Here is a 12,160-nt window from a genome sequence, read left to right as displayed (position 1 = left end):
TTTTAGTTACTCCAGTCTTCCTCAAACTTCTTCGGCAACGATGAGTTTGAGCTCCTTCTCCCGCAGCAGCCTGGCATCTCCTGCACTGATATGACTGTCCGTAATCACGACATCAATCTCTTCCCATCCGGCAACATGGGTAAAGGCCTGTACCCCGATTTTACTGGCATCGGCTAATATATACACGCTTGCGGCCTGCTTGATCAGTTTATGCTTGACCATCGCCTGCAGCTCGTTCGATTCACTGATCCCCCGCTCCGGATGAACACCTTTGCAGGATACGAATGCTTTATCGACATAATAGGCTTCCAGGCTCCGCTCAGCCATCGGCCCGACATAAGAAAGGGATTTGGAAGCCAAGCTGCCCCCGGTCGAGATTACCTCTATCTTTTCCTTCGATGATAGCTCCAGCGCGACCTTAATAGAATTGGTCAAAACCGTAAGTGGAATATCCGGCAGAATAGATGCCATATACCAAGCCGTCGAGCTGGCATCCAGCGCAATCCGGTCATACGGCTCGATTAATGCAACCGCCGCTCTCGCGATTCGCTTCTTCTCCTCCTGATGCATCACTTCACGCTCAAAATAAGGTGTTTCCGCCTGCGCCTCTTTAACACTGACGGCACCGCCATGGCTGCGGCGAACCTTGCCCTGCTGCTCCAAGCGGTCCAGATCGCGGCGGATCGTCTCTTCGGTTACTCCGCACAGCTCGCTGAGCTCGGATACACGGATACTTCCCCGCTCATTCACAAGTCCCACGATTTTATCGTATCTTTCCGCAACTAACATAGCTACCCTACTTTCATAGCCAGCCTTTCATCTGCCAGCTGGTATATTCCCATTATAAGAAAAATTGTTATCGACGTAAATTCTCAGAAGTCAGACCGCTTTTAAATGAAATTTTTCTTGCGATAACAGGATGTATATTCTCTGATGTAAATGCTCCCTGTTATCTAAAGAAAAATTGTTATCGGCGTAAATTCTCAGAAGTCAGACCGCTTAAGAACAGAAGAGCCCGCTGTCGGCGGCTGGCGCCAAACACAGCGGGCAGAACCCTTTATCCGACGATCAGGGCAAACGCCACGCCCGGACCGTGAACACCGATGGTCAAATCATTCTCAATATCCGATGACCGGCTTGGACCCGATATGAAGTGAACGCCTGCCGGAAATTGTTCGCCGGGTACCGAAGCGATACGGCTCATGACCTCCCCAAGACGGGTGTGCATGCGATCTGCCGGAATGACGGCAATCAGAATATTAGGCAGCAGCGAGACCGAACGCCCCTTATCGGTAGAGGAGGTAACGACAATCGACCCTGTGTAGGCTACGGCAAAATCAGCCAAGACGATTCCGGCATCCGCCTGTTCGGCTGTCCGCAAGGAATCTTCAGCGTCCAGACCATCCCAGGCTGCATGCCGAAGCTCCGGCAGCTGCTCCTCCAAACCGAGCTGCTCCAGCTCAGTCAGATTCTGCCGGATCATGGACCCGGCATTCTGCTCTCTGAGAATACGGGCAATCACCCCAGGCAGATCAGACATCGTGGCTAACCTTTCGGTAAAACCTCCGGCTGCTTGCCAATTGCCCATAAAACGGGCGATCTGCTCCTCACGTCCAAGCTCATAAGAGGTCCAGAACTCCGGTGCTCCCCGAAAAGGATGCTCTGGTGCCGGGCTGATGGCGGAACGCCCCAGCCTGGTGGCTATATTCCCGATAAACAGCTTCTCTGCTGCCTGCGATTCCCTGCTTAGCTTCGACAGAAATTCCGGATCGGATTTACTCATGCGTGACCTCCTCCCTTCCTGCGCGCCTGAACTATCTCTTCCATTCGCAACTCCATTTCACCTGACATAGGCTGTATCGATTTTTCGATCTCGGCGGACAGACCGGGCCACTGCTCACGGAACGAACGTTTCGGCAGTGCTGGAATATGCCGGTATGCTGTCCAGCCCTTCAGCGGACCGATCTGTGAGCGGATATAACCATCCCGTACGAGAAGCTTTTGTCCAATTTGACCTGCCTTTACCGCTTTCCGGAACAGCTTATGGCTTCCCATCAGCATTTTGAAGCCCTTCATCGCCATTTTCTCGCCAGATGCTGTATATCCCCGTTCAACTTTGCGGTTGCGCAAGTAGACAAGCATATCATGCAGAGGTATTTTGACAGGACAAGCCTCATAACAGGCACCGCAAAGACTGGATGCATTGGCAACATCATGCCATTCCTGCGTATTCTTATTCAATGCCGGCGTGAGCACCGCTCCGATTGGGCCGCTGTAGGTTCCTGGATAGGAATGTCCTCCAATATGACGGTACACCGGACAAGCGTTCAGGCAGGCTCCGCAGCGGATACAGTTCAGCAGTTCCTGGAATTCCGGATCTCCCAGCTGCAGGGAACGCCCGTTATCTACAATGATAATATGCATTTCCTCTGGGCCGTCTCCGTCATGCTCGCGTCTCGGTCCTGTAATGCCAGACATATAGACTGTCAGCTTCTGACCTGTAGCCGATCTGGGAAGAAGCGTTGCCATAACCTCGAGATCATCCCAGGAAGGGATGAGGCGCTCCATACCCATCAGCGTAATCTGTGTTTTAGGAACGGTGCTGACCATACGGGCATTGCCTTCATTCTCAAATATAACTACGCTTCCCGTTTCAGCGATTCCGAAATTACAGCCCGTAAGCCCGATATCCGCTTCAAGAAACTTATCGCGCAGCTTCCGTCTGGCAAAGCCCGCCAAGATCTTGGTCTCCGGCGGCAATGTCTCTCCTGCTTCCTTGGACAGCAGATCGGCAATCTGGTAGCGATTTTTGTGAATAGCCGGAATAATAATATGGGAAGGGGGCTCATTGGCCAACTGTATGATGTATTCACCAAGATCACTTTCGATCGATTCGATCCCGAGCTCTTCAAAGGCCTCATTAATATGGACCTCTTCCGATACCATCGATTTGGATTTTACGACAGACTTGGCTCCCCGGTGCTTCGCAATTTCAATGGCGATCCGGGCAGCATCCTTCGCTTCCGGTGCAAAATGAACATGCACCCCTTGTGCACGGGCATTTTCTATAAATTTGCTCAAATAGTAATCTAGATGTGAGATGGTATGCGCCCGAATCAGTCGGCCGCGTTCCCGCCATTCTTCCCAGTTGCCATGCTCTTCGGTTGCAGCCTTTTTGCCGTTCTTCAGCTTTTCCGTCGTGAATTTGACGGCGTCAATCAAAAATTCATCCTTGAGGGCTGACTTGGCACGTTCCTTGACGTTAGACCCCTGCGGTTTGCTCACGGTTCTTCACCCCTTCATACAGAAGTTCCGCCAGATGCAGCACGCGGACCGGCTTATCGTGAAATTTCAGATTGCCGCCGATATTGAGCAGACAGCCCATATCTAATCCAACCAGGACTTCAGCCTCCGTTTCCAGCACATGCTGGCTTTTCTCCTCTACCATGGCTCCGGAGATTTCACTCATCTTAATGGCAAAGGTGCCCCCAAAGCCGCAGCAATCTTCAGCATAGGGGAGCGGAACAAATTCCATTCCTTCTACATGGCTCATCAGCTGCATCGGTTCTTCCTTGATGCCCAAAAGTCTTGAACCATGACAGGATGGATGGTATGTCACCTTGTGCGGAAAATACGCACCGACATCCGTCACGCCCAGCACCTGAACGAGAAACTGTGTGAACTCATATGTTTTTTCTTTCAGGCGATTGCTCTTCTCAAATAATACCGCGTCGTTTTCAAACAATTTAGGATAATAATGATGAACCATGCCCGTACAGGAGCCCGAAGGCACGATCACAAAATCACTGTCGTCAAACGCTTCCAAAATCGTTTTGGCCGAGGCTCTCGCCTCATCCCAATAACCGCTGTTAAAGGCTGGCTGTCCACAGCAGGTTTGTATTTCGGGAAAATGAAGACGGATTCCGTACCGGGCCAACAGACCGGCCATGGCTTCTCCTATCGGCGGGAACAGCGCATCACTGATGCAGGTAATAAAGAGTGATACTTTCATCTCAAGCTCCTCCTCCTTTTGCCTCCATGTCTAACAAGAAGAAATCAATCCCCAATCAGTGAATATGACGGGGATTGTTTCCTTCCGAAAAATCGGATGATTGCAAATTCTTTATATTATATATTAGCGCGTAAATGCTGCCGGTACACCGCCATCAATCGTCAGCATGCAGCCAGTCGTTTTCTCAGCCTTGGAAGAAGCGAAGAAGGCGATGCCTTCCGCGACATCTTTCGGATAGATGTTAACCAAAAGTATCGTTCTGTTGCGGTAGTGCTCCTCAAGCTGATCCGGTTCGATGCCGTAAGCAGCCGCACGTTCATTGCGCCATCCCGAGTTCCAGATTGCGGAACCCTGCAGAATGGCATCCGGCAGAATCGTGTTAACCCGAATGCCATGCTCACCGCCCTCGGCGGCAATACAGCGGGCCAAATGTGCTTCAAGCGCTTTGACAGAGCTGTAAGCTGTTACGTTTTTGCCTGCATATACCGAGTTTTTCGAAGCTACAAAAATCATGCTGCCTCCGAGACCCTGTTCCTTCATTTGCTTGAACGCTTCACGGGCTACGAGGAAGTAGCCGGTCCCCAGAACGTTCATGTTCAGATTCCATTCCTTCAGCGAAGTCTCATCAAATGGGCTGGATGTCGCAAGCCCTGCATTGTTGACGATAATGTCTACGCCGCCATAGGCTATTGCTGTTTCTGCCATTGCCGCCACAACCATGTCCTCGCTCGTCACGTCCATCTTAACTGCTTTGGCTCGGCCTTCGCCGTATTGTGCGTTAATTTCGGCCGCGATTTTCTCGGCCCCCTCCAAATTGAGGTCAGCCAGAACGACATGAGCCCCTTCGGAGACAAAGCGGCGGGCCGTTTCACTGCCGATTCCACCTGCGCCGCCAGTAATAAAAGCGATTTTGCGGGAGAATTCCGCCTCTGCAGGTGCCAGTGTCAGCTTGTAAAGCTCCAGCGGCCAATATTCTACATTATAGGATTCATTTTCGTTTAGGGACACAAATTCGCCAAGAGCCGTTGAGCCCTTCATAACCGCAATCGCCCGGTGGTACAGTGCACCGCTTACTCCTGCCATGACAAGGCTCTTCCCGGTGTTAACCATACCGATCCCTGGAATCAGGATCACACGCGGTGCTGCTTCGAACATCACATCACCCTCATGCTTGTTGCGGTCGAAATAAGCTTTATATTCAGCTTTATAAGCTTCAATGCCTTGGCGGACGGCTTCCTTGAGTTCTGCTGCCCCTTCAGCGGATGGCGTCCAATCCACAAAAAGCGGAGTCCGTTTCGTATGTACCAGATGGTCCGGGCAGGCTGCTCCTACCTGAGAAAGCACCTTGGCATTCTTGCTGTTCACGAACTGAAGCACATCATCCCCGGCATCATAAGTACAAATCATTTTCTTGACGTCGCTGACCGCGCCACGTATGACAGGCATCACTTCCGAGAGAATCGCTTTACGCTGCTCTTCTGCGAGCGTTTCCACCCGGCTGCCACCAAAAACCTCAGGCTCCTGAATGCGGTCGTTAATGTATTGCTCTGCCTTCTGGATCATGGCAATCGTCTGATTGTAGCATGCTTCCGAAGTTTCGCCCCATGTAACCAGACCATGCTTCTCCATAAGTACGAGCTGGGCATTTGGATTATTGCGTACGCCTTCAGCGATCATTTTGGACAACGTAAAGCCCGGACGGATATAAGGCACCCATACAAAAGTGTCGCCGTAAATCTCTTTGGCTATCTCTTTACCATTATCCGCGCAGCAAAGACTGATAATCGCATCCGGATGTGTATGATCCACATGTGGATAAGGAAGGAATGCATGCAGCAGTGTTTCAATCGATGCTCTTGGATGTTTGCTGTCCATCATGCAGTGCGACAAATACGCGACCATCTCCTCGTCAGGCATTTCACTGCGCTCGATCAACGGCTTGATATCTTCCAGACGAAGTCCGGTAAAATGCTGAGCCTTCATTGTTGCCAGATCGGAACCGCTGCCTTTGACCCACATTACTTCCACATCACGACCACGGAAATCTTTTTCAATGGTCTTGAGCGAGGTATTGCCTCCGCCCCAGTTGCATACGCTCCGGTCACTGCCGATTAGATTAGAGCGATATACCAGTTCGTCTACCCCTGCTTGTTGTTTGGATGCTTCTTCGTTATTCCACTGGCTTTTTACCATGAATGATTTGCCTCCCGTTTTGTTTGTTTTTATTTGTTTATATTTGTTTTTGATTGAATTTATTTGATTATATCAGATACTTTTTTGTTTTTATACCTATTTTTTAAAATTTTAAAAGATAAAAAAAGACCGCAGCAGATGCGGTCTCTTGAAAGTGCCTATTTCAGATCCATTAAGTTACAGAATATTTCCCGGAGGAGCCGATGTTTTCGAAACTAGACTCCGGTTCTTTTTCTTACGGTTTGACCTCCAAATCATCAGCGACATGGTCACCCCGGTTCCGGTCAAAATAAACATGGCCAAGCCGCTAATCAATCCGATAACGCCTTGATGCAGGCTTCGAACGCTTATCCCTAGACTGCCGGAGTTCCCCGGACGTTGAAATTCTCCTGAACGGCCTGACGCAGCAAAGCCACCCTGATTTGAAGCCCCCATGCTTCCATTCGCTTGTCCAGAAGAAGTGCCGGTATCCATACCACTGGAAGAGGATGTTGCATTCGATGTACCCTGCTCAATTCGACCGCCACCATTAAAATTTCTGAATGTGTTCATCCCACCGGATCTCTCAATCCCTGATCGTTTTCCGCCTTCCTCAAAATACATGATCATGCCGGTTGCCGATTCGATCAGCAGAAAAACAGTAGCAATAATGCCGATCCAGTAATGAATTTTACGGACGTTTTTCATCACTCATATCTCTCCTAACTCTTCAACTTCAATTCATAGAGCTGATTGTAGAGAAAGAGTCTTAACCTTACCTTAAAAGGAAATAAGAATATACCAAAAAGCCCCAAATTTTCATTGGGGCTTTCGCTCGATCGAAGATGTCCCTCCCCTTGGAACAGCGGAAGCGAGTTCATCATTAACGATTGCTGCATTAACCGGCAATAAATGTTAATACGTTGTTTAAAGCAGATATTTCAGCGACAGCTAAGGCAATGTAATAAAAAACAGCGGCTTCAGCGAGCAATGCAATTCGAACGTTAAACGAATGACAAGTTTCCGGCCAAGGAGCTTCGGGCGGCGTTCCTCGGCTGCGACAGCTTTCCGAGAAACAATGGCGCAAGGGACAGGGACATCACTATATTGTATAGGCTTAAGCATTCAGACATGACAATCTTTTTCGTGCAAATTCATTAGCGGGCTTTAGCACGCTTCATCAACACGCCTGCCTGCGGCTTGGTTTTGTGTTCTGTCGGCTTATCCGTCTTATTCTCCTCAGGCTTAACGGCAAACAACGTCAGTAGACCACCAACGGCTCCTATAACCGCCATAACACCAAATAGTATCCAATGGTTGGTCTTCATCAGCAGGGATACCGCTGGAGGTCCCAATGATACGCCGATAAAACGCATGCTGCTGTATAGAGACGTAATGGTTCCCCGCTGCTTCTGCTCAATTCCTTCGGTAATCAGTGCATCCATACATGGAAGCGCCGTGCCGATCCCGGCACCGCAGAGTGAAAAAAATGTGACCACAAAATAAATCTGGCTGCTGAATCCGGTAATGACAAGACCGATGGTCAGAAGCGCCATACCTATAAATCCGGTCCACTTCATCCGCTTTTTGTTCTTCCCGATGATTTTACCGGCGACAAAGGAAGCCAGACAAAGCACCGCCAGCGGAATCGCAAGCACCAGACCCTTCACCACTCCATGCAGACCATATTTGCTTTCCAGCGTCTCCGATAAATAAAAAAGAACACCGAATAAAATAAACATACTAATTCCGCCGACGGCAAAGATCGCGTAAAGCCATCTTCCTTTTTCCTTCAGTATGCTTTTCGTGTCAGAAAGAAATTGCCGGATGGAGTTATCATTTTTGTTTTTCTTTTTCGGGGTTTTAACAAAAAACAGGACCAGCAATAGGGATATGACGCATAACACCGGAATGCTCAAAAACGGCAAATACCAAAGCACGCTGGCTAAGGCTGCCCCGAGTATGGGACTCAGCACCTTGCCGAACGTATTGGAGGTTTCGATGATACCAAGGCTTTTGCTGACATCATCTTCTTCCTTGAACATATCCCCGACAAGCGGGAGAACGATCGGGAAAGCACCTGCAGCGCCAATCCCTTGAAGGAAACGCCCGCCAAGTATAATCCAATAAGCGGCAAGCCCGTCCGTCATCCAGGCAGCCACACCGGACAACGCTCCTCCGGCAGCCGCGATAATGAGACTCGGGATGATTACGGTTTTTCGCCCAAAGCGGTCAGATAAGTAGCCTGCAATCGGTATCAAAAGAATGGCCACCACCGCGTAAACAGTTATGAGCATGCTGACCTGAAAAGCGCTGACATGAAGCTGCTGCGATATTTGCGGCAAAATGGGAATCAGCATGGAGTTGCCAAGCGTCATGATCAAAGGAATTGATGCAAGCGCCGCTAAGTCCCACTTTTTGTCTTCCATGACAAAACCACCTTTGCGTTCAATAATAACTCGTTATATTGTGGTTTCTTTTGCGCGCAACTATGCAGGTTTTAAATGTTAAGCGTTTCTTTCGCCCCAAATCTCATGAAAAGCTTTCAATTGCTGCAAGCCATTTTGCTTGCACCAGTCTGCATCATCCGGTTTGACGATCTGGACCTCGTATACAAACGCGCATAAAAAAGCCATCATGATCTGATACGCAACGCGCCGGGCCCGCGGACGAACCTCCATGGACAGCTCGTAGCCATACCCCTTCAAAAAGTCCGGTTGATTTTCATAAACAATAAATTCATATTCCCGATCCGCATATACAGCCCGGTCCGCATCAATCAGTGCAGCGATATGAAGTTCTCCATCTTTACCTCGGCTGACCAGCACATTGGGATCCCACAAATCATTATGTACGAGCGAAGGCACTGTTATGTCATCGAACAACGGACGGTTATCATTGAAAACGGCTGTGAATTCATTCAGGACATGGTCCTCAAAAACGTGATGCTTCCTGCATTTTTCAGCCACTTCCGCAGCCAGCTCCACCAGCATGCCGCTCCACTTATCATAGCCACGGATTGATCCGTCCGGCTGCGGCCATCCGAAACGGTCGGATGTAATCGCATGTAATTGCCGAGTATGCTCGCCAAGCTCTTTCTTCAGACGGCTGTACTCCGCTGGAGAAATCGATGGATCATTCAGTTGCACACTCTCGATGAATTCGATCAATAAGTACGGTCTGGCTATCGAATTGCCTGTAGCATCATATCGGATAACGCGCGAGCTCGGAATATCCTCTGCTTGAAGCAAGCCGTAAATATAAGCCTCTACCGCCATCATCTCTTTTTCAAAAGAGTACAAGTGCGCATGCTCAACCGGAGCCAGCCGTAAAACCCACTTCCCTTCCGGTGCCTCCGTTTCAAATACATAGGTTGTATTGAATTGCCCTCCCTTGAGTAGGGAGATTTGCTTTACTTTGCAGCCTTCACCAAAGGTATCCCGTGCGATTGATAAAATTTGTTCATCCGTTATTGGTGCATAAAGACTGGAAAATTGATTTTCTTTGGACATCGACATATTAACCCACCCCATATTTTCAATTACAAATACGGGCCAACGCTTCAAACTTACGTATGAAGGGTTGACCCGGTTACTATGGTTGAGTCTATACTAAAACATTCGCTTATTTCAATGTCACACGGAGGGTCGTGCTGCTTTTTTCCGGAATGATCTTAACGCCCCAATCACAAGACTCGGCATGACCGCCTTCCACCGCAGCCACTTGGGTTAATCCTCTGAGCACAAACGACCATGACTTGCTGCTTCCTTTCGTCATCAGTTCAATGACATCACCGGAGCGTACAGCTGCTGCAGTCATTTCTTTCTCACCCTTCATACTCACAACCTCCGCTGAAGCAGACGATCCATCGGCGAGCTCAAACAGATGGAATGAAACATCATTGGCAAAATCATAATCGGTACGGCTGTCTTCTCTGCCAACCGCAATAATGCTGCCCGGCTTGATCATCATTGGCAGCGTCATGTACCCATGCTGCTCCTGATGCCAGCGTCCACCCTCCCGCATTTCATTCGTGAGAAAGTTCGTCCATTTGCCTTCAGGCAGATAATACTCCACATCGCCTTCCTTATTAAAGATTGGAGCGACCAGAATCGAATCACCTAGCATGTACTGGGTGTCCAGCGCTGTACAAGTCCGGTCTTCAGGGAATTCAAGCATCATGGCACGCATCATCGGCAGCCCAAGCTCTGTTGACTCAACGGCAGAATGGAAAAGATAGGGCATGAGGCTGCACTTCAGCTTAGTGAATACGCGGACCACATCCACCGCTTCTTCATCAAACAGCCAAGGCACTCGGTATGACGTGCTTCCATGCAGACGACTGTGTGAAGACAGCAGCCCAAACTGCACCCAGCGTTTGTAAATATCCGGGGGAGCCGTGTTCTCAAAACCGCTGATATCGTGGCTCCAGAAGCCAAAACCGGATAATCCAAGCGACAGGCCGCCGCGAAGTGTTTCAGCCATTGATTCATAGGATGCTGAACAGTCACCGCCCCAATGAACCGGGAACTGCTGGCCTCCCACGGTTGCCGAGCGGGCAAACAGGGCCGCTTCACCTTTTCCCAATTTCTCTTCCAGCACGTCAAACACGGCCTTATTGTATAAGAAGGTGTAATAGTTATGCATTTTCTGCGGATCGGAGCCGTCGTAATAAACCACATCGGTCGGAATTCTTTCGCCGAAATCCGTCTTGAAGCAGTCTACACCTTGGTCGATCAATGTCTCCAGCTTTCCTTTATACCAGGCAATCGCCGCCGGGTTCGTGAAATCCACAAGCGCCATACCTGCCTGCCACATATCCCACTGCCAAACACTGCCGTCTGCTGTTTTTACGAGATATCCATTGTTCATTCCCTCATCAAAAAGATAGGACTTTTCAGCGATATACGGATTAATCCAAGCGCATATTTTCAAACCTTTAGCTTTCAGGCGCCGCAGCATCCCTTCGGGATCAGGGAACATATCCTTGTCCCACTGGAAATCACACCATTGATATTCCTTCATCCAGAAGCAATCAAAATGGAAAACGGCCAGAGGCAGATCCCGTTCAGCCATACCATCCACGAAGTGGTTTACGGTGGCTTCATCATAATCGGTAGTAAAAGAGGTCGTCAGCCAGAGACCGAAGGTCCATGCCGGAGGAAGCGCAGGCTTGCCTGTCAGCTTGGTATAGTTGTCGAGCACCGCTTTCGGACTGCCTCCGCCAATAATGAAGTACTCAAGGCTTTCCCCCTCCACACTGAACTGGACACGGGAGACATTCTCGGATGCAATCTCATAGGACACCTTTTCCGGGTGATTGACAAAAACACCATAACCTTTGCTCGATAAGTAAAATGGGATATTTTTGTAAGACTGCTCGCTGCTCGTTCCGCCATCTTCATTCCAGATCTCCACGATTTGCCCGTTTTTCACAAATGGCGTGAAACGTTCTCCAAGTCCGTAAATATATTCGCCTACACCAAGGTCCAACTGCTCTCGGTAATACGCTTTTTTATCCGAATTCTTGATATAAGCCGGCGCTCTCCATCCACTCCCCGTAATCCGTTTGCCGTCAAAGCGGAAATCCACATTCCAGCCCTGCTTGCGGTTCACGGTGACACTTAAGTTTCCGCTGGAAAGCTCTGCCTGATCTTCCTCAATCTCAATGTTCACATGTGTTTCAAGTTCATGGATGCCAAAGGCCGGACCTGAATTCACTTTACCTTTGTGGTGATTCAGCTTGACCTTAATGACATCCGGCATCGGGGAACTGAAGCTTGCTTTTAGCAGCGTACCGTTCAGCGTATCTCCTTTGGTCGCGATTACTTTGGTTGCCGCATAGACCGTCAGGGTATCGCCTGATTGTGTAATATCCCGGATGTCCGCCGGATTTTGCACTTCATATCCTTCGCGGGTCTGCCAATATCCGTCCGTAAATTTCATTTGAATCCCTCCTGCTTCATTGTTTATAAT

Annotated in this window: 9 protein-coding genes; all 9 read right to left on the bottom strand. The window is 49.4% G+C overall.

Annotation, left to right across the window (positions count from 1 at the left end; translation table 11 throughout):
* Nucleotides 1-21: 21 nt before the first annotated feature.
* The 9 genes from E6W40_RS05390 to yicI all read right to left on the bottom strand — a co-directional run bounded on the left by E6W40_RS05390 (nucleotide 22) and on the right by yicI (nucleotide 12,130).
* Nucleotides 22-789, bottom strand: a complete 768-nt coding sequence (locus E6W40_RS05390) for a DeoR/GlpR family DNA-binding transcription regulator (protein ID WP_136604546.1) — start codon at nucleotides 787-789, stop codon at nucleotides 22-24.
* Between the two features lie 268 nt (nucleotides 790-1,057).
* Nucleotides 1,058-1,783: a LutC/YkgG family protein gene (locus tag E6W40_RS05385; RefSeq protein ID WP_136604545.1), complete on the bottom strand. Its 726-nt coding sequence runs from the start codon at nucleotides 1,781-1,783 to the stop codon at nucleotides 1,058-1,060.
* A complete protein-coding gene (locus E6W40_RS05380) occupies nucleotides 1,780-3,285 on the bottom strand; it encodes a LutB/LldF family L-lactate oxidation iron-sulfur protein (protein WP_136604544.1) in 1,506 nt (501 codons plus the stop codon). The genes E6W40_RS05385 and E6W40_RS05380 overlap by 4 nt, the downstream gene beginning before the upstream one ends.
* Nucleotides 3,263-4,012 carry a (Fe-S)-binding protein gene (locus E6W40_RS05375; RefSeq protein ID WP_136604543.1) on the bottom strand — a complete coding sequence of 250 codons (750 nt, stop codon included), beginning with the start codon at nucleotides 4,010-4,012 and terminating at the stop codon, nucleotides 3,263-3,265. The genes E6W40_RS05380 and E6W40_RS05375 overlap by 23 nt, the downstream gene beginning before the upstream one ends.
* A gap of 123 nt (nucleotides 4,013-4,135) precedes the next feature.
* The gene (locus E6W40_RS05370; RefSeq protein WP_136604542.1) at nucleotides 4,136-6,205 is read right to left on the bottom strand and encodes a bifunctional aldolase/short-chain dehydrogenase; all 2,070 of its coding nucleotides are present in this window, start codon (nucleotides 6,203-6,205) and stop codon (nucleotides 4,136-4,138) included.
* 177 nt (nucleotides 6,206-6,382) lie between these two features.
* Entirely contained in the window at nucleotides 6,383-6,895 is a 513-nt protein-coding gene (locus E6W40_RS05365; RefSeq protein ID WP_136604541.1) for a PepSY domain-containing protein, read from the bottom strand.
* Nucleotides 6,896-7,341: 446 nt separating this feature from the next.
* The gene (bcbE, locus tag E6W40_RS05360) at nucleotides 7,342-8,613 is read right to left on the bottom strand and encodes a bacillibactin exporter BcbE (protein ID WP_136604540.1); all 1,272 of its coding nucleotides are present in this window, start codon (nucleotides 8,611-8,613) and stop codon (nucleotides 7,342-7,344) included.
* A gap of 78 nt (nucleotides 8,614-8,691) precedes the next feature.
* The gene (locus E6W40_RS05355) at nucleotides 8,692-9,702 is read right to left on the bottom strand and encodes an aminoglycoside phosphotransferase family protein (RefSeq protein WP_168928830.1); all 1,011 of its coding nucleotides are present in this window, start codon (nucleotides 9,700-9,702) and stop codon (nucleotides 8,692-8,694) included.
* A gap of 106 nt (nucleotides 9,703-9,808) precedes the next feature.
* On the bottom strand, nucleotides 9,809-12,130 hold the full coding sequence (gene yicI, locus E6W40_RS05350; protein ID WP_136604538.1) for an alpha-xylosidase: 2,322 nt from the start codon (nucleotides 12,128-12,130) through the stop codon (nucleotides 9,809-9,811).
* Nucleotides 12,131-12,160: the final 30 nt, after the last annotated feature.

The organism is Paenibacillus dokdonensis, assembly GCF_004916975.1.
GTDB classification, from domain to species: domain Bacteria; phylum Bacillota; class Bacilli; order Paenibacillales; family Paenibacillaceae; genus Paenibacillus_AQ; species Paenibacillus_AQ dokdonensis.
Note: the sequence above shows the minus strand (reverse complement) of the source record. Positions and strands in the feature narration are given on the sequence as shown.